At 39.1% G+C, this 23,360-nt stretch carries 21 protein-coding genes; 12 read left to right on the forward strand and 9 right to left on the reverse strand.

Features of this window, described 5'->3' with window-relative positions; genetic code table 11:
- Window positions 1–179 precede the first annotated feature (179 nt).
- The 4 genes from ACFSKV_RS16185 to ACFSKV_RS16200 all read right to left on the reverse strand — a co-directional run bounded on the left by ACFSKV_RS16185 (window position 180) and on the right by ACFSKV_RS16200 (window position 3,982).
- The gene (locus ACFSKV_RS16185; RefSeq protein ID WP_380805014.1) at window positions 180–815 is read right to left on the reverse strand and encodes a hypothetical protein; all 636 of its coding nucleotides are present in this window, start codon (window positions 813–815) and stop codon (window positions 180–182) included.
- A gap of 235 nt (window positions 816–1,050) precedes the next feature.
- The gene (locus ACFSKV_RS16190; RefSeq protein WP_380805016.1) at window positions 1,051–2,253 is read right to left on the reverse strand and encodes a Gfo/Idh/MocA family protein; all 1,203 of its coding nucleotides are present in this window, start codon (window positions 2,251–2,253) and stop codon (window positions 1,051–1,053) included.
- Window positions 2,254–2,256: 3 nt separating this feature from the next.
- Window positions 2,257–3,183, reverse strand: a complete 927-nt coding sequence (locus ACFSKV_RS16195; RefSeq protein WP_380805018.1) for a sugar phosphate isomerase/epimerase family protein — start codon at window positions 3,181–3,183, stop codon at window positions 2,257–2,259.
- On the reverse strand, window positions 3,173–3,982 hold the full coding sequence (locus ACFSKV_RS16200) for a phytanoyl-CoA dioxygenase family protein (RefSeq protein WP_380805019.1): 810 nt from the start codon (window positions 3,980–3,982) through the stop codon (window positions 3,173–3,175). The genes ACFSKV_RS16195 and ACFSKV_RS16200 overlap by 11 nt, the downstream gene beginning before the upstream one ends.
- Window positions 3,983–4,186: 204 nt before the next feature.
- Here ACFSKV_RS16200 and ACFSKV_RS16205 point away from each other — a divergent pair, with 204 nt between their 5' ends.
- The 8 genes from ACFSKV_RS16205 to ACFSKV_RS16240 all read left to right on the forward strand — a co-directional run bounded on the left by ACFSKV_RS16205 (window position 4,187) and on the right by ACFSKV_RS16240 (window position 14,136).
- On the forward strand, window positions 4,187–5,149 hold the full coding sequence (locus tag ACFSKV_RS16205; protein ID WP_380805022.1) for an NAD(P)-dependent alcohol dehydrogenase: 963 nt from the start codon (window positions 4,187–4,189) through the stop codon (window positions 5,147–5,149).
- A gap of 29 nt (window positions 5,150–5,178) precedes the next feature.
- Window positions 5,179–5,733 carry a class I SAM-dependent methyltransferase gene (locus ACFSKV_RS16210; protein ID WP_380805024.1) on the forward strand — a complete coding sequence of 185 codons (555 nt, stop codon included), beginning with the start codon at window positions 5,179–5,181 and terminating at the stop codon, window positions 5,731–5,733.
- Between the two features lie 317 nt (window positions 5,734–6,050).
- Window positions 6,051–6,506, forward strand: coding sequence for a (2Fe-2S)-binding protein (locus tag ACFSKV_RS16215; RefSeq protein WP_380805026.1), 456 nt, complete (start codon window positions 6,051–6,053; stop codon window positions 6,504–6,506).
- Window positions 6,507–6,508: 2 nt separating this feature from the next.
- Window positions 6,509–8,662, forward strand: coding sequence for a xanthine dehydrogenase family protein molybdopterin-binding subunit (locus tag ACFSKV_RS16220; RefSeq protein ID WP_380805029.1), 2,154 nt, complete (start codon window positions 6,509–6,511; stop codon window positions 8,660–8,662).
- 205 nt (window positions 8,663–8,867) lie between these two features.
- The gene (locus tag ACFSKV_RS16225) at window positions 8,868–10,643 is read left to right on the forward strand and encodes a PQQ-dependent sugar dehydrogenase (RefSeq protein WP_380805032.1); all 1,776 of its coding nucleotides are present in this window, start codon (window positions 8,868–8,870) and stop codon (window positions 10,641–10,643) included.
- A 4-nt stretch (window positions 10,644–10,647) separates the two neighbouring features.
- On the forward strand, window positions 10,648–11,418 hold the full coding sequence (locus ACFSKV_RS16230; protein WP_380805034.1) for a carbohydrate-binding family 9-like protein: 771 nt from the start codon (window positions 10,648–10,650) through the stop codon (window positions 11,416–11,418).
- A gap of 230 nt (window positions 11,419–11,648) precedes the next feature.
- Window positions 11,649–12,869 (forward strand): selenocysteine synthase, encoded by a 1,221-nt coding sequence (locus tag ACFSKV_RS16235; RefSeq protein WP_380805036.1) that lies wholly within the window; start codon window positions 11,649–11,651, stop codon window positions 12,867–12,869.
- A gap of 16 nt (window positions 12,870–12,885) precedes the next feature.
- Window positions 12,886–14,136: an amidohydrolase/deacetylase family metallohydrolase gene (locus ACFSKV_RS16240; RefSeq protein WP_380805037.1), complete on the forward strand. Its 1,251-nt coding sequence runs from the start codon at window positions 12,886–12,888 to the stop codon at window positions 14,134–14,136.
- Window positions 14,137–14,150: 14 nt separating this feature from the next.
- Here ACFSKV_RS16240 and ACFSKV_RS16245 read toward each other — a convergent pair whose 3' ends face one another.
- On the reverse strand, window positions 14,151–14,612 hold the full coding sequence (locus ACFSKV_RS16245) for a RidA family protein (RefSeq protein ID WP_380805039.1): 462 nt from the start codon (window positions 14,610–14,612) through the stop codon (window positions 14,151–14,153).
- Window positions 14,613–14,852: 240 nt separating this feature from the next.
- Between ACFSKV_RS16245 and ACFSKV_RS16250 the strand changes: the two genes are divergently transcribed.
- A complete protein-coding gene (locus ACFSKV_RS16250) occupies window positions 14,853–15,779 on the forward strand; it encodes an SMP-30/gluconolactonase/LRE family protein (RefSeq protein WP_380805042.1) in 927 nt (308 codons plus the stop codon).
- A gap of 142 nt (window positions 15,780–15,921) precedes the next feature.
- Here the strand turns inward: ACFSKV_RS16250 and ACFSKV_RS16255 are convergent, their stop codons facing one another.
- The 4 genes from ACFSKV_RS16255 to ACFSKV_RS16270 form a co-directional block, all read right to left on the reverse strand.
- Window positions 15,922–16,452 (reverse strand): GNAT family N-acetyltransferase, encoded by a 531-nt coding sequence (locus tag ACFSKV_RS16255; RefSeq protein ID WP_380805044.1) that lies wholly within the window; start codon window positions 16,450–16,452, stop codon window positions 15,922–15,924.
- A complete protein-coding gene (locus tag ACFSKV_RS16260) occupies window positions 16,449–16,817 on the reverse strand; it encodes an iron chaperone (protein WP_380805046.1) in 369 nt (122 codons plus the stop codon). Before ACFSKV_RS16260 ends, ACFSKV_RS16255 begins: the two co-directional genes overlap by 4 nt.
- On the reverse strand, window positions 16,790–17,740 hold the full coding sequence (locus ACFSKV_RS16265; protein ID WP_380805049.1) for an NAD-dependent epimerase/dehydratase family protein: 951 nt from the start codon (window positions 17,738–17,740) through the stop codon (window positions 16,790–16,792). The genes ACFSKV_RS16260 and ACFSKV_RS16265 overlap by 28 nt, the downstream gene beginning before the upstream one ends.
- A gap of 144 nt (window positions 17,741–17,884) precedes the next feature.
- Entirely contained in the window at window positions 17,885–19,591 is a 1,707-nt protein-coding gene (locus tag ACFSKV_RS16270; protein ID WP_380805051.1) for an amidohydrolase, read from the reverse strand.
- Between the two features lie 306 nt (window positions 19,592–19,897).
- Here ACFSKV_RS16270 and ACFSKV_RS16275 point away from each other — a divergent pair, with 306 nt between their 5' ends.
- The 3 genes from ACFSKV_RS16275 (at window position 19,898) to ACFSKV_RS16285 (ending at window position 23,143) form a co-directional block, all read left to right on the forward strand.
- Window positions 19,898–20,479: an RNA polymerase sigma-70 factor gene (locus ACFSKV_RS16275; RefSeq protein ID WP_380805053.1), complete on the forward strand. Its 582-nt coding sequence runs from the start codon at window positions 19,898–19,900 to the stop codon at window positions 20,477–20,479.
- Window positions 20,476–21,447 (forward strand): FecR family protein, encoded by a 972-nt coding sequence (locus tag ACFSKV_RS16280; RefSeq protein WP_380805056.1) that lies wholly within the window; start codon window positions 20,476–20,478, stop codon window positions 21,445–21,447. Before ACFSKV_RS16275 ends, ACFSKV_RS16280 begins: the two co-directional genes overlap by 4 nt.
- A 100-nt stretch (window positions 21,448–21,547) precedes the next feature.
- The gene (locus tag ACFSKV_RS16285; protein WP_380805058.1) at window positions 21,548–23,143 is read left to right on the forward strand and encodes a peptidase associated/transthyretin-like domain-containing protein; all 1,596 of its coding nucleotides are present in this window, start codon (window positions 21,548–21,550) and stop codon (window positions 23,141–23,143) included.
- Window positions 23,144–23,360 lie beyond the last annotated feature (217 nt).

Here is a 23,360-nt window from a genome sequence, read left to right on the forward strand (position 1 = left end):
GCAAAGACTAGATCATTTCTTCTTTACTTTTGGTAGTGAATTTCTCTGACTATATATTTTGGCTGCCATAAATAAAAGGAACTCAGCTTCCCAAATATAAGTTAAATTTAAAAGTTTTAAGGCTTAATTCAAGTTTCAAATGGTTCGTTATTTAGTGGATTTTTAAAAGAAAACAGCTACTAACCCCCATTGATCTTCATGGTTTCATTATTGAAAATGTGCACTATTCCATTGTCCAATTCAATTTCAATATCAAACATGATTTCAATATCACTGTCCGGCTTGCTGGTGAACTTTAAATAAAGCCTTTCATTTTTTTGAAAACGATGGTTTGTGGATAAAAAATCTACAATTTTTCTTTCCATTTGAAAGTTCTGGGTAAGGATGAATTTTTCATTGATGATATCACCAATTTCAAGAAATTCATTTTCATTTACCCTAATAGGCTTTTTATTGATCAACCTAATGGTTTTTAAAGTTTCTTCCGAAAAAGATGCTGCTGGACTACATGCATAAGCTGAATTTGAAAATAGAGAATTAAAATGGGGTTTTACATTGACTGTTAACTCTCTTAATCCCGAAACCCAAAATGCTTTGTAAAGTGTTTGATGAAAATAAAACCGGTTAGGGTCTACCAGAAAATTCCTGTCTGCCCTGAAAAGTGTCTCAGTGGAAAAGGTAGTGATAGTAAATTCCTGGTTTTCATAGACAGGATAACAACCACAGGGTCCATTACATTGATCCACACAGGAACTGATTGGGATAAATCCCAATAACAGGGCCATGAACAGTAAAGTCAGCCAATTTCTTTTCATCAATTTATCTTGGTAAGATTAACCAGGGAATTAAATTTAATTATTTAACTTTAATATTATCAGTAAGTTATGAAATGAATTATTTGGATTTGAATCTTTGAAAATTCCCTTTATGGTTAACAAAAAAAAAGATAGGAAGTTTAATTTTTTTTGATTTAATTTTCAAGCCAATTTCCACTTTTCATTCATTCTCTTCATCCTTCCAACTTCATCCTCACTTTTCATTCTTCACCCATCACTCTCCACTTATCACCCTCTTCTCTGTTATTCGCCCGGTTTTTTTATCCTTAATGATGATCTTTTTATCTTTGTTGGGTAATATTTCCTCCTTGATAAACCAATGGTCCTTATCGAATTCAGTATATACCGAAGGTTTGGTCAAGCCACTTTTCCCTCTCCAAACCGGTAGTTCAACTGGTTCCCATAATTTTGTCTTCGCTGATTTGTAGGCAGCATCGATGATGGCATTGACCACGTATCCATCATAAAAAGTCTCGCGGGGCTGGGTTCCATTTTCAAATGCTTCAAACATATCAATAAACATATTCGGATACCCGAGTTCATGGGCTTCATCACCCACAGGAAAAAGCCAGCCGGAGGCTGTTTCTGCCTTTTCTGCCACATAATCTGTCCCAGCACCGCTACTGAACATTTCAAAGCCCGTTCGAAGAAAGGAATTGATCCAAATGGTACCCTCAGTTCCCATTACCTCATCCCTAAGATCCATTCCCCCTCTGAAGGTCCATGAAACTTCAAATTGCCCGATGGCACCGTTTTCATATTTGACCAAGCCGATTGCATGATCTTCTGCATCAATGGGTTTTACCTGCGTATCCGCCCAACACATCACTTCCAATGGAAGTACATCTTTTCCTATGAAATTCCGTGCAATTTCAATACAATGGCAGCCTAAATCAACAATGGCACCTCCTCCTGCTTTTTCCAAATCCCAAAACCAATCAGAGTGGGGACCTGGATGGGTTTCTCTTGATTTTGCCCATAAAACACGTCCAATAGCACCTGATTCCACACTTTTTACAGATTTCAGGAATTTTGGCGTATAACATAAGTCTTCTAGGTATCCCGCAAAGACGCCTGCTTCTTCACAGGCCAGCGTTATTCTTAAAGCTTCATCCGCATTTCGACCAAGTGGTTTGGTACATAAAACGGGCTTCTTGTGTTTGACGCATAACATGACGGCTTGCTCATGAACATAATTCGGCAGGGCAATAACTACCATATCCGTTTCCGGATGGGAAATGGCCTCTTCCATATTGGTAGTATAGTATTCCACCTGGTAATCTTTTGCAAATCTTTTGGCAGTCTCTTCCCTACGTGCATAAACCACTTTCACCGGATCTTTTCCACGCCTTCCAATCAAGGATTCCGCATAAAACCTGCCGATAAAACCACCGCCTAAAATACATATCTTAATCATAATTCAACTTTTAAATAGTTTTTTGACTTCATTGTAATTGATTTGATGGGCTTTAACTGCACCAAACTTTACCGAAGTATTTTCTTCTAAGCATTGTTCGATGACCAGATGAGCTTTGATACCCAGTTTTTTCACTTCCTCTGCAAATCTGATATAGTCAATGTCACCCTGTGGTTCAAAAGTCTCTGTCCAAATACCATCTTTGGATTGCCTTAAATGAAAAGAAACAATCCTGTTAGAATACATTTTTAGGGTATCAAATACCGCCCATTGGGAATTTTCTGAACCTCTGTACATCCAATGGACATCCATACAGAAATGAAGGTTATCGGGATCTGTATTTTGTAAAACATGATGAAATTCCCTAGCCCCGGCTTTTAGCTCCACGTCATGTGTATGGTAAGCCAGTTTCATTCCCATCTTATTAAGTTCCTTCCCTAATTTGTCCAAATGGGAACTCTGACAAAATAATTGATCATCGTTTTTTAATGGTCCACCTCCCCATTGGATAGGATTGGGGTTAGTGACCACGATATTACAACCTAATTGTCTGGCCTCTTCCGCAATATCCATGATGTCAGATATTGATTTTTTGGCTTCTTCTTTTTCATGGAAACTTTTTCCTACGTAAATAGAAGGGATTTGAATTTTGTGTTTTTCCAGATAAGGTGCTAATTCCTTTATTTGTGCAACGTCCCTGATGGAGGGTTCCAATCCTGGTATTTTGGTTTTTGCAAATTCAGCCAAGCAATCATTCCAATTTTCTCCCCATTTTTTTCCAGCTCTTTGATAAAAGGTCATCCAATTATACTCATTGGCTGAAATGGGAAAGTCATGTTCAATAAACTTGAGTTTAAATGCTGAAACAGCCAAAGTTACCAATGGAAGAATGCCAATAAAATGCCTTCTGTCCATCATTCTATTTAACATTCAAAGTGATTTCAGCTTCTTTTTTCAGGAAGTCAGCATGGGTGACCTCTTTTTTGCCACTTTGTAAAATGGCTTGGTCTGGGACCATTTGAACAGGGGTTATACAGGAGGTATGTTTTTCTCTGAAAGGGACATTATAGGATAAATTGTAGGCAGATATGACAGACCACCGGGGACTATCCGATAAATTGGCTTCAGATCGGTGCAGTATATTAGGATGAAAGAAAAGGACATCACCCGCCTTTAATTCACAATATACCAACTCGGAGAATTTTTCAGCCTCTTTTACAAAATCAGGGTCTGCACCTTGTTGTTCTCCCACAAAACTATGCTCAAATCGCTGCATTTTATGGGTTCCCTTCAATACCTGGAGACATCCGTTTTCCTGGTTAGCATCTGTTAGGGCCACCATTACTGAAATCATCGCCTCTGGATATAGAAATCCGTTTTTATACCAATAGCCGTAGTCTTGGTGCCATTCCCATGCCCCACCTACTTTAGGTTGCTTTTGCATGACTTTGGAATGGAAATGACACACTTCCCCTGGGCCCAATAAATCCTGAACAGATTGAACCATTCTTTTGCACCGGGACATAAGACCGAAGGAATCGTCCCCTGCAGTAAACCAGAGGGTTAATTTAGTTTTCTTTCCTTCCTGGTCATTCAGGTCAAAAGAATTGCCTGTAACTGTATCATCTATGGCAACACTATATAAAAGGGAAATTTCTTCCGGACTAAACATTTGTCTGACCATCAGGAAGCCATCATTTTTATAGGCTTTAATCAGTTCTTTTTTCATGATGGGTTGTTTTGGGTTAAAGTAGGTAAAATTTTGACCAGCTTATTTTTCAGGAAAAAGACTTATGGTATAATGGCTTAAGTTATCCAATTCATCTGAATATGAAAAGGATTTTTACAGGACTTTTCTGCAGTTTTTGAAAGAGTTTTTTACGGTATTATTGCTAACTTGGACAATTGTTTTGTTCTAATTCTAAAGCCTTCTATGAAAGCAGTAGTCCGTTACCGATACGGGTCACCGGAACAAATCCGGATCGAAAATATGCCCAAACCTGTTCCTGGGCCTGATCAGGTTTTGATCAGGGTCCGGGCAACTACTATCAATAGGACAGACTGTGGGGTTCTTAGTGGTGCCCCATACATTTTCAGATTTTTTGTAGGCTGGCCAAAGCCAAGGACTCCCATTTTGGGGACTGATTTTGCAGGAGTGGTGGAAGAAGTTGGAAGCAAAGTTTCCAAATTCAAGGTAGGGGATAAAGTTTGGGGCTTTGATGATAACGGTCTGCCTTCACAGGCCGAATATTTGGCATATGGAGAGGATAAAAATATTTTGGGAATTCCAGAAGGGGTTTCTTTTAAAGAGGCGGCAGCATGCGCAGAAGGAGCCCATTATGCAGTGAATTTCCTAAAATATGTGAAGCTAAACCCCGAATCGAATGTGCTAGTTAACGGAGCCACCGGAGGTATTGGTTCCGCTTTGGTTCAATTACTCAAATATCAGGGTGTGAAAGTTACTGCAACAGCCAATACCAAAAATATGGAGTTGATTGGTTCAATGGGACTGGATCGGGTAATCAATTATGAAAAAGAGGATTTTACCAAGTTAGGAGAAACGTTTGAGGTAATTTTTGATGCTGTAGGTAAAAGCACTTTTGGAAAATGTAAAGCAATTATGAAAGAAAATGGGTTTTACTTATCTTCAGAATTGGGCGATGGGATAGAAAACCTTTATTTGCCTTTTTTTACAAAATTAAAAGGAGGAAAAAGGGTCTTATTCCCTATGCCTAACAATATTAAAGGAAGTATGAATCATATTCAGAAAATAATTCTCGAAGGTAAATTCCGCCCAATCATTGAAAGAAGTTTTTCGCTGGAGGAAGCCAGAGAAGCTTATGGTTATGTTTCCTCTGGAAGAAAAACAGGTAATGTGGTCTTTGAAATTGATTGATAAATTAAGCTTTATGTATTTGATTTTCAATGCCTAATAATTTTAAAATAGTTCTTGGAATTGCTTTGATTTGGCATTTTACTTTTGCTGTAAAAGCTCAGGAACCATCAGCTTCTTTTGCTGATCTTGTTCCTTTTGTTACGACTCCTTGGGAAGTGGTAGAGGCAATGCTTCAAATAGCAGAAGTGGATTCTAGTGATATGATTATTGATCTTGGTTCCGGAGATGGGAGAATTCCCATTCGGTCAGCCGTACTTTTTGGAACAAGGGGAATAGGTGTTGAAATAGATGCTGACTTAGTTGAGGAAGCAAAAGCAATGGCGAAAAGGGAGGGGGTCTCTCACTTGGTAGATTTTGTACAGGGGGATTTGTTTGAAATGGACTTTTCTGAAGCTACGGTATTGACCCTTTACTTATTTCCGGACATCAATTTAAAATTGAGAACTAAGATTTTGAAAATGAAATCAGGTACCCGGATTGTTTCCCACCGCTTTGATATGGGAGATTGGAAACCGGAAAAATCGGAAAAAATCATGCTACCTAATGGAAAAGAGCATTTGATTTATTTGTGGAGAATCCCATAGAAATTACAAATGAAAAATTACAAATTACAAATTACAAAAATCTAAAATCTAAAATCCAAAATCCAAGATTGAAATATTAAAAGTTTAAAACCGAAATTTCACTATCCTTGCATTCTGGCTCGAAATATTTTTTTATGGATTGGTTTTCTCTTTAAATATTACATTTTCAAATATTTTTTCTTCCTTTTGAATTTAAAAATTGAATAAATCCGATTTGTCTTCGATTCTCTCTTAAAATTTTTTAAATTAATGATTTCCAATAAGTTTGGAAAAAAATTTTCAATTCACAGGGAGATTCCAATATAAAATATTTAAACATGACCATATCATTTACACTTAACGGCCAGCAAGTTACCTTAACAGCTGAAGAAGGATCAAACCTTCTTTGGACTTTAAGGGAAAGACTGAAATTAACAGGGACGAAATATGGATGCGGGGTGGCACTCTGCGGAGCCTGCACTGTCCATTTGGATGGTCAACCCATTCGATCCTGTGTAACACCCTTAAGTGTGGTTGAAGGAAAAAGTGTAACAACTATTGAAGGATTATCAGATAAGAGGGATCATCCCCTTCAGAAGGCATGGATTGAAGAGCAGGTTCCTCAGTGCGGTTACTGCCAATCAGGGCAGATTATGCAGGCAGCTGCTCTGCTTCAAAATAACCCCAACCCAACAAGGGAAGAGATCATTCAACATATGAATAGTGTCCTGTGCCGATGTGGTACCTATTTAAGAATTTTGAAAGCGATAGAAAAAACCGTCCAAAAAGCCTGATTATGGAAAAGCAAAAAATAGGAACAGCTATTTCAAGAAGAAATTTCCTCAAGACCGGTGGTGGAATCACCTTTCTTATAGCATCTATCGGTCTTCCTGCTGTAGTATTTAAATCAAAAGAAGGGGAAAATAAACAGATTTCAGCATGGGTTCACCTGGCTTCGGATGGAACAGTGACCATCTATAATCCTGCTTCGGAAATGGGGCAGGGTACCATGACTGCTTTGGCAGCCATTTTTGCAGAAGAAATGGATGCGGATTGGTCTAAGGTGAAAATTGAGGATGCTCCGGTACAACCTGAAATTTATGGTATTGGATGGGGAGGAGAAAGGGGAGGATCCATGTTGACAGTAGGTAGCAGGTCTGTCAGTGGCCACTATCAGAATCTCCGTCAATCAGGAGCACAGGCAAGGTTTGTTTTGTTGGAAAGTGTTGCGCAGAAATGGGGAGTAAATAAGAGTGAACTCACCACAGATAATGGAGTTGTTTTCCATCCAAAAAGCAATAGAAAAATACCTTATGGGGAAATCGTAGCTTTTGTTAAAATTCCAGATCAAATCCCTGATATACCGGATAATCAATTGAAGAATCCCAAAGATTTCAAGTTGATCGGTAAGGATTACCAACGCTATGATGTCCCGCCCAAAGTTGATGGATCAGCCATTTATTCCGGCGATATACATATCGATGGAATGGTTTATGGTGCAATTTCCCGTTCTCCGGTAAATGGGACTAAGCCTTCTCTAAAAAATGAAGCAGAGATCAGAAAAATGCAAGACGTATTGGACCTTGTTCATTTAGATCATGGAATTGGAGTGATTGCCAATAGCATGGAGTCTGCACTTAAAGTCAAAGGGATGTTGGATATTGAATGGATCGGTGATGCAAATGCCTCCAATCACAATAGTGAAGATGCTTATAAAGATTATGAGGCCTTGGCATTATCCGATAGTACTGGAAGTATGATTGCCCAATCAGGGGATCTTAGTCGGGAACTTCCAGATTCCCAGAAACAAATTAGAGCAGATTATAAGAATGATTATGTCTATCATGCCCAAATGGAGCCTTTGAATGCCATTGCCCATGTGAAAAATGGAGAGACGGAGGTTTGGGTAGGAACACAGGCTTCGGATGGAACCCGTAGAGATGTATCCAACCATTTGGGTATAGATTTTAATTCGGTTAATCTCCATACCCATTACCTTGGGGGAGGTTTCGGAAGAAGATCCATGACGGATTTTGTATTGGAGGCAGTGGATCTTTCCAAAGCAATGAAAAAACCGGTCAAATTACAATGGACCCGTGAAGATGATCTACAATTTGGAGCATTCAGACCGATTTCATTACAAAAATTGGAAGCAGGAATCAATGGCCAGGGTCAAATTACTGCCTGGAAGCACTTGGTCATTGGAACCGGTGGAGGATTATTGGGTTCAGGAGCAGATATTCCCTTTTATGATATTCCCAATAAGCATATAGAAGTCCGAAATATTGATCATGGGGTGCGAACTAAACATTGGCGAGCGGTGGGACATGGACCTAATAAGTTTGCCATAGAGACATTTCTGGATGAAATCGCTTTAGAACTCAAAAAAGACCCCTATCAATTGAGAAGAGAACTGATGAAAAACCATCCCAGAGCTTTGAAGGTATTGGATAAAGTCGCGGAGATGTCCAACTGGGGTTCTCCGGTACCTGAAGGGAGGGCAAGGGGAATTGCTTTTGCCGAACGAAGCGGTTCCTTAGCTGCGGGTGTGTGTGAAATTTCTGTAAACCAGAATACCGGAAAGATAAAAGTTCATAAAATATGGGGTTCACTGGACGGTGGAGTAGTGGTTCATCCTGAAAATGCCAAATATCAAATGGAAGGTGCTTTGGTGATGGGTTTGAGCAGTGTTTTGTTTGAAAAGATCACCTTCAGAGAAGGAAAAGTGGAGCAGAATAACTTTTATGATTATCCCATATTGAGAATGGAAGATGCTCCTGAGGAAATCCATTTGGAGATTATTCCTTCTCAGGAAAAACCCACAGGAATTGGAGAAGCCGGTTTGCCCTTTATGGGCGCAATTGTGTCCAATGCTTTTGCTGCCCTAACAGGAAAAAGGTTAAGGCATATGCCTTTTTCCCCTGATAAGGTCAGAAAACTAATGACCTGATTTTTTCTACTTGAACAGCTTTTTACTTTACAATGATTATAGCCCCCCAAAAGGGAGTCTTAGCCTAAATTTTTTTTGATTGATATAGAATTTTTGATAAGTGGGCAATAGCTTATTTTATCAAATGCTATATTTATAGAACTAAATTCTTGAATTTAGTATTTTATCCATTGATTAATTCACCTAACCTAATGATTGCCCTCCTATGCCCTTGGATTTAAAAGTTTTAAAAAGATTGTTGGAAAACTACTTTACTTTAATCCTGATCGTACCCATTTTATTTATTTTTTTCTCTTGTAATCAACAAAAAAAACTTCCACCAGCTGATGAAGGAAACGGTGGGCTTTTTTTACCGGATGGGTTTGAAGCACTTGTTGTAGTGGACAGTATCGGTAGGGCCAGGCATATGGCTGTATGTGAGACCGGGGATATTTATGTCAAACTTAGAGTTCCTGATCAGGAAGGTCGGGGGCTTGTAGCCTTGAGAGATTCAGACAATGATGGGAAGGCAGATGTAAAAGAGTATTTTGGAGGTTATCCAGACACCGGCAATTATGGAACGGCCATGCGGATTTATAATGGCTATCTTTATTTCAGTACTGCAGGAGAGGTTTATAGGTATAAAATGGACCCCAAAAATTTATTACCAATTGGTGAACCTGAACTTATTGTCGTGGATGATTATAAAAATGCAAAATATGGATATGAGCATATTGCAAAACCGATAGCCTTTGACCAGAATGGGAATATGTATGTGTCTTTTGGTTCTCCTGGGGATATTTGTCAGGAATTTAACCGAAGACCGGGAACACCTGGTATGGAGCCCTGTCCACAGTTGGAGTGGCATGCCGGGATATGGAAATTTGATGCCAATAAGTTAAACCAAACCCAGGAAATGGGGCAAAGGTATGCTACCGGAATCAGGTCTGTGGTGGCTATGGATTGGAATAAGGAAGAAAATGAATTGTACGTAGTCCAACATGGTAGGGATGATTTGAATAAATCCTGGCCCCAATATTTCTCTCCATGGCAAAGTGCAATTTTACCTTCAGAAGAATTTTTCATGGTAAAAGAAGGTACCGATGGCGGCTGGCCCTATTATTACTATGACCATATTGAGGGAAAGAAGAAACTAAACCCTGAATACGGGGGTGATGGAAAAATTCAGGGAGATGCCCATTTGGTAGAACAGCCTTTAATTGCATTTCCTGGGCATTTTGCTCCCAATGACCTTCATTTTTACAGAGGGGACCAATTTCCTGAAAGGTACAAGAACGGAGCTTTTGTGGCATTCCATGGATCTACTATAAGAGGCCCATATCCTCAGGGAGGGTATTTTGTAGCCTTCGTCCCATTCGATAATGGTAAACCTTCAGGGCCATGGGAAGTGTTTGCAGATGGATTTGCAGGATTGGATACCATTGTCAATACAGGGGATGCACTTGCCAGACCAATGGGCATTGCCATGGGGCCAGATGGCTCACTCTATGTATCTGAAAGTGTTAAGGGTAAGATTTGGAGGATCATGTATAAAGGGAAAAAGTCTGATTTTGGGGATGCTTCTTTGCTGAAATTGGAAGAAAGAAAAAAGACTAGAACCAATATCAAGGATCCGGATGAAATCCTGGATAATGTAGAAATTGAAATGGTGGAAACAGGAGAAAAAATTTACAATTTATATTGCAGCACCTGTCACCAAAGAGATGGAAAAGGTGATGGCAACCGTTTTCCACCAATAGCAGAATCTAAAACGGTCAATGGGAGAAATAAAGCCTTAATTGAACTCATCTTAAAAGGGATGGAAGGACCCGTAACCATACAGGGTCTGGATTACAATGGAGTGATGCCCGCTCATGATTTTTTGAGCAATGCGGAAATATCATCTTTGCTTACCTATATCAGGAAAAATTTTGGCAATGATGCCCAAAGTATTTCTGCCCTTGAGGTGGGAAAAGTAAGAGAAGAATTAGTTACTAAATAACCCAATGAGATCCAGAGGTATCCAATTGTATTTATTTATTTTGTGTGGGCTAGTCTTTCTATCCTTTACCTACCCTTCGGTTTTCTCTTTAAAGGTTGAGAAACAACATCATGAAGCGGTATATAAAGTCAATAAATTGGAAGGTGAGTTAGTGATTGATGCGGATTGGGATAAAGTTCAATGGCAAAAGGCTGAAGTCCTCCAAATTTTAAATAATATGGGGCAGGAACCTGGTTTTTCCCCAAAAACCAAAGCGAAATTATTATACGATGAGGATTATTTGTACGGAATTTTTCAGGTGGAGGATAAGTATGTACAGAGTGTAGTGGAAGAGATCAACGGAACTGTTTATACCGACTCTTGTGTGGAATTCTTTTTTTCCCCAAACCAGAAATTCCCACTTCATTATTTCAACCTGGAAATAAACGCTGGGGGTAAAGCCCTGATGCAATTTTCGACTGATCCCCACAAAAAGTTCAATTATATTTTACCCTCAGATGTTGGGAAAATCGAAATTGCCCATTCCCTTCCAAAAAAGATATTTCCAGAGATTGTGGATGAAGTTGCCTGGACTATAGAATTTAAAATTCCTTTGAGGATGTTATCAGATTATTCAGAACTAACACCTCCTAAACCTGGTGTAATCTGGAAAGGAAATTTTTACAAAACTGCTACCAATACCAGTAATCCTCACTATATCACTTGGTCATTTATAGACCGACCCAAACCGGACTTTCATTTGCCCCAATTTTTCGGTTCTCTGGTTTTTCAATGATTTAATCCTTTTTGATTCTTCAATGCGGATTTAAGCATTAAGGGAATTGATTATTTTTTATCAAAATATAATTATGATAATAATGTAATTATTGTGTAAATGGCCTTATTGTTAGTGCAATGGTTTGCTGAATGTTTTAAAAAAAATTAGATTTAAAAAATTTAATTTCAAGATATAATTTCAATTTGGCCTATCTGCCAATCCTTTGATTTTCACAAAAGACAATACATATGATCAATAGAAGAACGCTATTAAAAAGGCTTTCCGCATTACCTTTAGTAGGTGCCTTTGTGGGAACAGGGATTCCAATTTCCTCAGGTTTATCTCAACCTATTTCTCTTCCCAAAAGGGATCTGATCAAAGAGTTAGGATTAAGGACTTTCATTAATGCTGCAGGAACTTACACGGCAATGACCGCTTCTTTAATGCCTGATGAGGTAATGGAAACCATTCAGGCATCTTCAAAGGAATTTATCATGTTGGATGAGGTTCAGGATAAGGTAGGAGAAAAAATAGCTGCACTTTGTCATGCAGAGGCTGCAACTGTTACTTCTGGATGTTGGTCTGCTATGGTTTTGGGGCTTGCAGGGGTATTGACAGGAACAGATAAGGAAAAAATTGCCCAACTCCCTAATCTTAAAGGGATGAAATCCCAGGTAATTGTACAAAAAACCCATAATGTGGCTTATGTGCATGCTTTGACCAATACCGGAGTGCAATTGGTAGAAGTGGAAACTGTTGAAGATGTGGAAAGAGCCATTAATGAGCAAACTGCGATGTTATGGTTTTTGAATTATACCGCACCTGAGGGAAAAATCCAGCATGAACAATGGGTAGCCTTAGGGAAAAAACATAATATCCCTACCATGATAGATATTGCAGCCGATGTACCCCCTGTTGAAAATCTTTGGAAGTACAATGATATGGGCTTTGACCTTGTCTGTATATCAGGAGGCAAGGCAATGAAGGGTCCTCAAAGTGCAGGGATTCTAATGGGAAGAAAACATATCATTGAGGCAGCAAGGTTGAGTGCGCCACCAAGAGGAAATACCATTGGAAGGGGGATGAAAGTCAATAAGGAAGAAATACTTGGAATGTATGTGGCTTTGGAAAAATACATCAATACAGACCATGAAAAAGAATGGAAATCCTGGGAAAATAAGGTGGCTTATATAGCAGATATTGTCAATAAAGTTGATGCTGTAACTACTTCAGTATCTGTGCCACCGGTGGCCAATCATACACCATTTCTCAAAATTTCCTGGGACCCAAAAGTGATCAATTTAAACAGGATACAACTTCAGGAAAAACTCAGATTTGGAGATCCCTCGATTGAGGTTGTTGGATTTGGAGAACATGAAATAAGTCTGACCGTTTTTATGTTGAGACCCGATGAAGAAAAAATTGTCGCCAAAAGAATACAAGAAGAGTTAAAAGCTGCTAAAATTTAATAATTAACCCGGTATTATGAAGAGAGTTTCATCAAAAATAGTATTGTTTTTTTTGTTAATCGGAAGTGTTTATGGCCAAAATTATCAGATGGTAATCAAGGGAGGACATCTGATTGACCCCAAGAACAATATCAATGAGCAGATGGATATTGCCATTGAAGATGGTAAGGTTGTTAAAGTTGCCAAGAACATTGACACCTCAGGTGCAAAGCAAGTGGTGAAGGCGGATGGTTTACTGGTAGTTCCAGGTTTAATTGATATCCACGGACATAATTTTTATGGCACAAGACCAAATAGTTATCTTAGTGATGGTTTGGTGGCCGTTGATCCTGATAGTTTTACCTTCAGGACAGGTGTGACTACGATTGTGGATTGTGGTGGACCGGGATGGAAAAATTTCCATATTTTCAAACAGAACATTATCGATCATTCGAAAACCAGGGTTTTGGCCTTTATGAATATTGTAGGGGAAGGTATGCGGGGAGGAGCTTATGAACAGGATACCTCAGATATGAATGCAGGCCTCACGGCACAAACTGCTTTGAATTTCAAGGAACATGTGGTGGGATTTAAAGTTGCCCATTATGCTAAAAGGGATTGGATTCCTGTGGATCGGGCAGTGGAGGCCGGAAATATTGCGAACATGCCAGTAATCATTGATTTTGGAGGATCCATGGCCTTTGCTCCCTTGAGGCTTCGGGAATTGTTTTTCGATCATTTAAGACCCGGGGATATCTATACCCATGTATTTGCAGAATTGGGAGGTGCGAGGGAACCTGTTGTGGATTATGAGACCCGTCAATTCAAACCATTTGTCAGGGAAGCTCAAGAGCGGGGTATTATCTTTGATGTAGGATATGGAGGGGCAAGTTTTGATTTCAGGCAGGCCATTCCTTCATTGGAGGCCGGTTTCTTTCCAAATACCATCAGTACTGATTTACATAAGGGAAGTATGAATGCAGCAATGAAGGATATGCTGAATGTGATGAGTACCTTTATGGCCATGGGAATGGAAGTTCCTGAAATTATTAAAGCAAGTACCTGGTCTCCTGCCAAAGCTATTAAAAGAGAAGAATTAGGGCACCTATCTGAAGGTGCCATTGCTGATGTAGCGCTAATTCATGTTAGGGAAGGTAAATTTGGAGTCTGGGACAAAAACGGTTACAAACTGGAAACCAATAGGCGCTTTGAAAGTGAAATGACCATTAAAGATGGAGAAATTGTCTACAGTGTGAATGGTTTAAGTGAGCCGGTGGTTCTTAAATAACCGAATCCTACTTCTTATATGTAAGCGATGCAGTCCATTTCTACCAAAGAATCTCCAGGTACTCCCCCGTAAGTTGCTACAGTAGTCCTTACAGGAGGTTTTTTTCCAAATCTTCCTTTATATACCTCATTCATGCCCTTATAATCATTGAGGTCATGGAGGTAGACATTCACTTTCAACACCTTTTCCATGGAAGAGCCTGCTTTGATCAGTTCTTTTTCCAGTTCTTTAAGCACATGGTCAGTGTGGGCCTTTATATCCCCATCAAAATGGGCACCTTTTCCAGCCACAAAAACCATATTCCCAAGTTTGGTAGAGCCTGAAAACAAAGGTATGTCCTGATCTTGGACGACATTAAATACTTCTTTTTCAGGAGTATTGTCAGTTTCAGCTTTGGCTACCATTCCTATTCCTGCAAAACCTGCAATCGATGCAATCATTTTTTTTAATGAGGTTCTTCTTTTAAGCTTTTCCATATTTATTGGCTGATTTTAAATTTTATCTTACAACCATTGAATATATGGTTTTGAGTGATTTACTGCAAATTAATGAGAAGTCTAAATCATGTTTTTGAAAGTCTAAATTTATTTTTTCCATGTTCGGAAAATTCTTTGTTTTAATTTTTATTTGGTATCAAGGTTTTTCCAGAATACTGACTATAGGTGAATATTCCTTATCTTAAGCATATCATTGACACCTAAAAAATCATCTTAACTATGTACCGACAAATCCTGAGCATATTACTTGTAATTTTTAGTGGATCATGTTCCAATAAATCCAATGATCAACAGTCCTCTGAATTGCATAATGCAGCAACTGATGACATATATGTTTCAAGTCCTTTTACCCAAAACAGTGAGTTCACCAATGGAATTGAAGGACCCGCAGTTGATTCAAAAGGAATATTGTATGTGGTCAATTTTGAAAAAGAGGGTACTATTGGTCAGGTAAATCAGGACGGGTTTGCCTCTTTATTTGTGGATTTGCCAGAGGGCAGTACCGGAAACGGAATACGTTTCGATAGTAAAGGCAATATGTTGGTTGCTGACTATACTGGGCATAATATCCTAAAGGTGGATATGGATACCAAGGTCATCTCTGTATATGTCCATAATAGTGACATGAACCAACCGAATGACATTGCCATCATGGATAATGATATTCTTTTTGCAAGTGATCCGGACTGGAAAAACAGTACTGGTCAGTTATGGAGAATTGATACAGATGGGAGTACCTTCCTTTTGGAAAAGGATATGGGTACCACAAATGGCATAGAGGTGAGTCCAGATAACCGCAGGCTTTATGTCAATGAGTCTGTTCAAAGAAATGTTTGGGTGTATGACTTAACTGAAAAAGGAGAAATCAGCAATAAAAGGCTTTTGATCCAATTCGATGATTTTGGAATGGATGGAATGAGATCCGACCGTAGCGGTAACCTTTACATTACCAGACATGGCAAAGGTACAGTCGTTAAAGTTTCTCCTGAGGGAGAAATTTTGCAGGAGGTTCCTCTTTCAGGTAAAAAACCTTCCAATATTGCTTTCGGAGGTAAAGATGGAAAAACAGCCTTTGTAACTTTGCAGGATAATGGAAATGTTGATGTTTTCAGGGTGGATGTTCCCGGTAGGGAGTTTAAAAAATGAAAATAATTAGGGTAGTGCAGTCAATGAATTGGCCTTTGTGTATATGGTGGGTTTTAGGTCTGGATTTTTATTAGGATAAGGAAATTACTTTTTTGATTTCCTGCTTATTAGAAAAAATCAAGAATAATAAGCTAATACAATTTCAAATCAAAAAAGCCTTAATTGATTCCCATTTACTTCTTTCCAAACGATAAACAGAACATTCATCATCTCCGAATTTCCTGTATTCTACAAATTCAAAGCCGAACCTTTGATAAAAGCGTATGGCCCTTGTATTGATAGTTAGGGGATCTATCAGAATCGCTTCCACAGTTTTGTTGGAAAAACAAATGTCGATTGCCTTTTGCATCATCACAGTTCCATAACCCTTTCCAATATCTTTGGCTTCACCAATCCAAATATCTATGGCTCGGAAGTTTTTTTCAACCTCACCCCAATAATGACTTTCCTCCTTATAGGGGTCGATAATTTGGATAAATCCGATCGGTCTTCCATTCAGTTCAGCCATCAGTTGCATTCTCCAATCAGGGTTTCTTCCAAGTTCAATTTCCCAATCCCATTTATCATTGGGATCAGCAAAAATATTATGCTCCTGTTGGTCCCAGTAATTGAGCAATTCGATGTCCTCAGGCTGGGCCTTCCTTAAGATGATGTCAACAGCTGACCTCTTCATTTTTTGCCTGCTTTGATTTTATTCTCTTCTACCCGGAATTGGACTATATCGGAAATCAAATCATAAGGGATAGGTTTATCCAAGGAAAATTGTAATGTTCCTTTACCTGTTTTAAATGGTTCAACTTCTTTTTTAAAGGCTTCCATTCCGGAAGGAGCGGGATAAAACCCGATGTGTTTTTTATAGGCTGCGAAATGGACAAGATTTCCAAACAGTTTAAAGGTTGGAATACCATAATTGATGGATTCCGTGGCTTCAGGAGCAGCTTCCCTGACCGTTTCTTTTATTTTTTGTAAAATTCTTCTGGTCTCACCATCAAAAGCATTGATGTATTCTTCTATGGTTTTGAAATTGCGTTTTTCCATATGCATTGTTTCATGCCTTCTTCCAAGTCTGTTGCCTTTAGTCCATAAGCCTTCTCTATTTTGGAAGAATCGAAACAGTAATCCTGATCCAATTGATACCTCAACTCTTTGACTTCTTTTAAGATGGAAATAAATAGGCCTAATATCCATACCATAAAGCCGGGTAAAACAGCAATTTTATTGGAAGTGCCTAAATGCTTGGCAAGGATATTGACCACTTCCTGCGCGCTTGGATATATCTTGGAAGTGGGAAGATGCCAAACCTGGTTCCATGCTGATTCATATTGGGCCAAATAGGCTGTGGCATAAGCTGCATCAGGGATATAGGTAAATGAATGTTTTTTGTCTTTATTGTAAAGCCATTGGGCTGTTTTTCCTGTCTTCATCCTGTTGATCACAGACTCGTGCAGTAAACTCAGTTTTGCGTTGGGACCATAAAAATCTGCCGCCCTTACAATCATACCTGTTATTCGGCTTTCTTTTATTTCCTCCAACAGCAATCCAGCAATTTGAGCCCTTACTTTTCCTTTTCTGCTCAATGGATTTACCGGGCTATTTTCTGTTAAATGGCCTACATGGGAAGGATCATAACAATACATGTTGTCAAAGAATACCAGTTTTGCTTTTTCAATTCTACAGGCATTTAATACATTTTTCATGATTATGGGCCATTGTTCTTCCCAAATTTTGGATTTATAGGGAATTCCTGCTACCAAATAAACCACTTCTGAACCTTTTACCGCTTCCATTACCTCAGCTTCTTTCAGTAAATCAGCTCTGAACAATTCGTCTGAATCGTTAACTTTTTGTGGATTTCTACTTACCAACCTGATGTGGGTAGTATAAGCATTCAACTCTTTGGCCAAAGCCATTCCAATATTGCCTGTTGAACCGAGGATGGTATGTAATGTACTGTTAGCCATATCTTTTTGATTTTAAGTTACAAAAAAATCAAAAACCAAGTTACAAAATCCAAAATCAAAATATCTGGGAACCTCCACTAGATAAATTTAGAAATTATAGACCTGACAGGTTTCTGAAACCTAACAGTTCTATAATAAAAGTAATTATTCAGACCTATACACTATTTTTCCTCCCACCACAGTCATGGCCACTTTGGTCTGAAGGATTTCATTTTCGGGAATTTCCATAATGTTCCTATCAAAAATGGTGAAATCTGCTGCTTTCCCTATCTGGATGGAACCTTTGAAATCTTCTTCAAATTCAGCATATGCTCCATCTAGGGTATAGGATTTAAGTGCCTGTTCCCTGGTCATTTTCTGATCTGGTTCATTGCCTCCTTCTGGAGTCATCTTTAGGGTTTTTCTGGTCACAGAAGCGTAGAAAGAGGGGATGGGATCTAATGGTTCCACTGGGGCATCTGTTCCATTGGAAATGACCGCCCCGGATTGCAATAGTTTTTGCCAGACATAGGCTCCATCTTTGATCCTTTTAGCGCCTAATCTGCCTATAGCCCAGGGCCTGTCTGAACTCAAATGAATGGCCTGAATGGCAGCGATTACCCCCATTTCCCCAAATCTGCTGATGTCATCAGGGTGTAAGTGCTGGGCATGTTCGATACGGAACCTATGGTCAGTTACTTGAGGATATTTAGCAAATGCCGTTTCATATCGATCCAGAACTTCCCTATTGGTGCGGTCTCCTATGGCATGGGAACATACCTGAAAACCCAATTCCAATCCTTTTTCTGAAACTTCACTTACAAGCACCATAGGCATGGTTTCATGTCCTCTATGGCCCGGTTTGTCCTCATAGTCTTCCAACAACCAGGCTCCCCATGGTCCCAAAGCCCCATCCATATTCAGTTTGATCGATCGTACGGTCACCATATGCTCCGGATCGATCATAGGGCCTTTTTTATACCATTCTTCTAAAAGCTGAGGCTGTCTACTGGACAACATGATGTACATCCTTGCAGTCAATTTTCCTTCAGTTTTAAACTTATCAAGCAGGTCTATTACATCCTGCCCGCTTCCTGCGTCATGAAAGGAGGTAATGCCTTTTTCGGCCAGTTCCTGTAAAGCCAATTCCAGGGCTTTTTCTCTTCTTTCCGGTGTATCTTCCGGTATCAGTTTTCTTACCAGCCCTGACGCTGTTTCCACCAATATACCGGTTGGATTGCCCAGATCATCCCTTAACACCTCACCTCCTTCTACTTCCTGAATTGGATTTTCATTGCCAAGCGGAGTAATTCCTGCCAGTTCCATAGCCTTTTGATTGACAAAAGAGGCATGTCCTGAAGCATGGGCAAGAAAAACCGGGTTATTGGGTGTGACAGCACTGAGTTGTTCATGGGTCTGAAATCCTTTTATGGTTTTATCCGGCATTTTCAACCATTTGTCCTGGTGCCATCCCCTTCCTGTTATCCATTCTCCAGGTTCGGCTTTTGCAGCCGCTTCTGCCACCTTTTCTATCAGTTCATCATAGGTTTGTACATACATCAAATCGATGTCCAATTTATTATATCCAATTCCCATCAGATGCGCATGGGATTCTATAAAACCGGGAGTCATAGTTTTTCCCACTAGGTCTATGACTTCTGTATGCTTTCCAATGAAGGCATCGATTTCTGATTTCGTACCCACTGCTTGTATCATCCCGTCTTTGACTGCAACAGCTTCGGTTTTTGGATTGGCTTCGTCTACGGTGTAAACTATCCCATTGATATAAACCTGGTCAGCAGGATTTTTTGGACCTGAATTACAGGAAAAGAGGAGTAATCCAAGAAGTCCAATAATGTATATTTTTTTCATAAATGATAATGCTCTGTTCCAAAACTAGGAGATATAATCAAAAGTTACATAACCATTGATGTAATTTGGTGAGTGGCTTTTTTTTGATATTAAACCTGCTGTTTTGGTCATTCTAAGTCCATAAATAGTTCTAACTTTCAACAAATGTATTGTATTGGTAATGCCAGGTTTTTCATTTAAGGAAAATACAATTTAGAATTCTAAAATCCCTTGATTTTTGGATTCAAATAGGGGTAATCACCTTTTCAGTTTTCTTTATAAAAGAAGAACCAAAAATCTTAACTTGTAGGGATTTTACAAATAACCATGCAGGCTACGGATCAAAAGGTTTTTTCTGCCATCAAAAAAGGAGATGTTTCCACATTCGAGATGCTGTTCAAAACCCATTACCCCGCACTTTGCCGGTATGCCACTGCTTACCTTAACGATCCGGATGATGCCGAGGAGGTAGTTCAGTCCACTTTTATAGGCTTTTGGGAAAAGAGGGCAAACATCCGTATTGATTCTTCCCTAAAAGCTTATCTTTATAGATCTGTCAGAAATGCCTCATTGAATGAACTCAAAAGACAAAAAGTACGAATCTTGCATGCGAATTCTATAATTGCAGAGGGTGAAAAATTCAATCACCCCTCAGATCATTTGACAATTAAAACCGAGTTGGAAGCAAAAATTCAGGAAGCCATACAATCCTTGCCTGACCAATGTCGCCTTATTTTCAAAATGAGCCGATATGAGGAGCTCAAGTACCAGGAAATCGCAGATCAGCTTCAGATTTCAATCAAAACTGTGGAAAATCAAATGGGAAAAGCACTGAAAATGATGCGTGTACAATTAAAAGATTATTTACCATTGATCATGATCCTGATGGGTCGCCTGTTGGAACCATGAATCCTGAATCAGAACATATAGAAGAATTGATAGGGAAATTCCTTTTTGGTGAAGCTTCGGAGCCAGAAGCCAAAGAGTTAAAAGAGTGGTGTGCCATATCTCCGGAAAACCAAAAGTACCTTGATGATGCCCAATGGATTGTGGAAAAATCCCAATTATCAGGGCAAAAAGAATTTGATAGTGAAATCGCCTGGGCTAAAGTAGGAAGTAAAATCAATCCTGAGAAAGTAAAAAGAAGCTCAATATTCACAGTTTGGAAAATTGCAGCAAGTCTTGTCCTACTTATTGGGCTTTCATACCTGTTTTACATATGGATGACTCCTAAGCAGGAATTTCAATATCTAAGCAAAAACAGGGTAGAGACATATATGATGCCGGATCTAACTGAAATTACTCTCAATCAACAATCCGAAATCCTGGTGGAATACAGCCATCGGAAAAATAAAGGAACCATCCAACTGACAGGAGAAGCGCTGATAAGCATTCCTGAGGGGAAAAAAGTCAATTGGATTGTGAAGACGGGTGATTTGCTGATCGAAGATATAGGGACAATTTTCCAAGTTAATGCACATCCTGATAATCCGATCGTAGAAGTCACAGTGCAGGAAGGCATCGTCCGTTTTTATTCTAAAAACCAGGAAGGCATCACCCTTCAAGCTGGGGAAAAAGGAACTTATGACAGGTATTCTGAATTATTCTCCAAATCTATCGCTGGTCCAAATGTGGCTGCATTTAAGACCCGTATGCTGACATTCCAAGAAGAGGAATTGGGTCTGGTGATAGCCACCTTGGAATCTGTATATGGCAAAAAAATTATTTTGGCAGGAAATATTTCTACCTGTAAACTAACTGTTGTTTTTGAAAATGAGGATCTGGAAACTGTCCTCTCGGTAATTTCAGAAACCTTGGGTTTGGAAGTAATTGATGAGGAAAATTTAATCCGGATCAGTGGTGATGGGTGTTTTTGATTTTTTGAAAATCAATTCAATCAAATGGTTTTGGGTACCCTTAGCTCTAATTTTGATTGTTTTATTTCAGTTTCCCGTCTTTGCCCAAGATATCCCCATTTTGGAACGTAAATTAAATATTACAGCAAAGAATGAAAGAATTGACGATTTCCTTAAGCGTTTATCGCAAGAGGCAGGATGTGTTTTTTCTTACAGTCCATCGGCAATTGATGTCACCAAAAGCATTTCAGGGAAATTTTCCAATCAGCCATTAAGGGAAATTTTGGAGAATGTATTTGAAAATCAGGTGGAAATCAAACAAAAAGGCAACTATGTCATCCTCAGCCCTAAATCATCTCTAGACAAAGGAGTGGTAGTGAGCGGCTATGTTGTCGATGAAACCACAAAAAAAGGAATCAGGGATGTGACTATATATGACCCGATTACCTTAAAATCTACAAATACAGATGAATTTGGTTTTTTTGAACTGACAGTGAAAAATCCATCTTTAGAGGAAGTCGAATTAGTAATTAATAAAAGAGATTATACAGATACCTTGGTGGTAAATGATATTAATAATCCATTTCAAAAAATTCTTCTTAAAACAAGTCAAGTGGACATGGAGGAAATCGGGAAAACCATTGCCAAACCCTTAAAGGATTTCTGGTTGTGGACCAAAAACTCGGTTGGATTCACCAATTTAGAAAATGTCAGCGATACCATTCATCGAGGATTTCAAATGTCCATCATCCCCTTTGTTGGCACTAACAGGAAACTGTCTGGGAATGTGGTCAATGATTATTCCCTTAACATCCTAGGTGGCTTTTCGGGGGGGACCAACAAACTGGAGTTTGGAGGACTATTCAATCTCAACAAAGGAAATGTTAAGTCTGTGCAGGTAGCCGGTTTATTGAATCAGGTCAGTGGAACCGTCAAAGGAATACAACTGGCAGGATTATCGAATGCTGTTTTGGATTCAGTAAATGCTGGTCAAGTTGCAGGATTGGTCAATTTCAATAAAGGTAACGTCAAAGGATTCCAGTTGGCAGGTCTAATGAACTTGGTAGCTTCTGATTTTGGCGGTTTTCAGTTGGCCGGGCTAGCCAATTACACCAACAGGGAGGTTAAAGGTGTTCAAATGGCAAGTTTATTGAATGTGGGACGAAATGTCAAAGGAACCCAAATCGGGCTTTTCAATTATGCTGACAGTTTACAGGGTGCCCAGATTGGTTTGATCAGCTTTGTGAGAAAAGGGTACCATCAGGTCGAAATCGGTTCCGATGAAATGTTACCTTTGAATGTGTCACTTCGCTCTGGAACAAGATCATTTTACAACATGCTTTTTGCGGGGATGAGAACAAACAATTCGGACTCTACTACTTGGGCATTTGGCTATGGGATAGGCATCTCCCCTTCATTGGGCAAAAAAACAGCTCTGAATATCGAGCTGAGTTCCCAACAATTGAACAAAGGAAATGTTTCTGCCTTAAACCTTGTCAATAGACTTTACATAGGAATGGAATTTCGTTTGGCTAGGAAAATTCATTTCTACGCAGGACCAAGTATAAATCTTCGGGTATTTGACAGTTCCTATAATGACCACCCACTGTTATTTACTTACACCAACCCAACTATCATTTCCGAAAATTCCGTTCCTTCCGAAAACCTTGCCACCCAATTCTGGATTGGCGGCAGAGCGGGATTTAGGTTTTTCTAAAAAAAACCAAAAAGGTGATATTATAAATAGATTGGTCCAATCCAACCATATTTTATTCAGCATTTCCCAAAACCATAAAAGAGAGCGATTATTTTTTGGTCATTTTGTTTCGCCATTTCAGCGCTGAAAGTCAAAATGTTTTTTTGTTGAATAGAAATTCACGGCATTGACTGTATTTCCAATACCAATAAATTCCCAAAGGATTCGAGTTTGCCTC

Origin of the sequence: Shivajiella indica (assembly GCF_042683085.1) — a bacterium.
Taxonomy (GTDB): Bacteria; Bacteroidota; Bacteroidia; order Cytophagales; family Cyclobacteriaceae; genus Shivajiella; species Shivajiella indica.

Coding starts and splice junctions, on each gene's coding strand:
- ACFSKV_RS16245 (WP_380805039.1), bottom strand. CDS start 14,612: ATGGAAAAGCTTAAAAGAAGAACCTCATTAAAAAAAATGATTGCATCG.
- ACFSKV_RS16270 (WP_380805051.1), bottom strand. CDS start 19,591: ATGAAAAAAATATACATTATTGGACTTCTTGGATTACTCCTCTTTTCC.
- ACFSKV_RS16250 (WP_380805042.1), top strand. CDS start 14,853: ATGTACCGACAAATCCTGAGCATATTACTTGTAATTTTTAGTGGATCA.
- ACFSKV_RS16230 (WP_380805034.1), top strand. CDS start 10,648: ATGAGATCCAGAGGTATCCAATTGTATTTATTTATTTTGTGTGGGCTA.
- ACFSKV_RS16225 (WP_380805032.1), top strand. CDS start 8,868: ATGCCCTTGGATTTAAAAGTTTTAAAAAGATTGTTGGAAAACTACTTT.
- ACFSKV_RS16190 (WP_380805016.1), bottom strand. CDS start 2,253: ATGATTAAGATATGTATTTTAGGCGGTGGTTTTATCGGCAGGTTTTAT.
- ACFSKV_RS16185 (WP_380805014.1), bottom strand. CDS start 815: ATGAAAAGAAATTGGCTGACTTTACTGTTCATGGCCCTGTTATTGGGA.
- ACFSKV_RS16280 (WP_380805056.1), top strand. CDS start 20,476: ATGAATCCTGAATCAGAACATATAGAAGAATTGATAGGGAAATTCCTT.
- ACFSKV_RS16200 (WP_380805019.1), bottom strand. CDS start 3,982: ATGAAAAAAGAACTGATTAAAGCCTATAAAAATGATGGCTTCCTGATG.
- ACFSKV_RS16235 (WP_380805036.1), top strand. CDS start 11,649: ATGATCAATAGAAGAACGCTATTAAAAAGGCTTTCCGCATTACCTTTA.
- ACFSKV_RS16260 (WP_380805046.1), bottom strand. CDS start 16,817: ATGGAAAAACGCAATTTCAAAACCATAGAAGAATACATCAATGCTTTT.
- ACFSKV_RS16240 (WP_380805037.1), top strand. CDS start 12,886: ATGAAGAGAGTTTCATCAAAAATAGTATTGTTTTTTTTGTTAATCGGA.
- ACFSKV_RS16195 (WP_380805018.1), bottom strand. CDS start 3,183: ATGTTAAATAGAATGATGGACAGAAGGCATTTTATTGGCATTCTTCCA.
- ACFSKV_RS16220 (WP_380805029.1), top strand. CDS start 6,509: ATGGAAAAGCAAAAAATAGGAACAGCTATTTCAAGAAGAAATTTCCTC.
- ACFSKV_RS16210 (WP_380805024.1), top strand. CDS start 5,179: ATGCCTAATAATTTTAAAATAGTTCTTGGAATTGCTTTGATTTGGCAT.
- ACFSKV_RS16265 (WP_380805049.1), bottom strand. CDS start 17,740: ATGGCTAACAGTACATTACATACCATCCTCGGTTCAACAGGCAATATT.
- ACFSKV_RS16205 (WP_380805022.1), top strand. CDS start 4,187: ATGAAAGCAGTAGTCCGTTACCGATACGGGTCACCGGAACAAATCCGG.
- ACFSKV_RS16215 (WP_380805026.1), top strand. CDS start 6,051: ATGACCATATCATTTACACTTAACGGCCAGCAAGTTACCTTAACAGCT.
- ACFSKV_RS16275 (WP_380805053.1), top strand. CDS start 19,898: ATGCAGGCTACGGATCAAAAGGTTTTTTCTGCCATCAAAAAAGGAGAT.
- ACFSKV_RS16255 (WP_380805044.1), bottom strand. CDS start 16,452: ATGAAGAGGTCAGCTGTTGACATCATCTTAAGGAAGGCCCAGCCTGAG.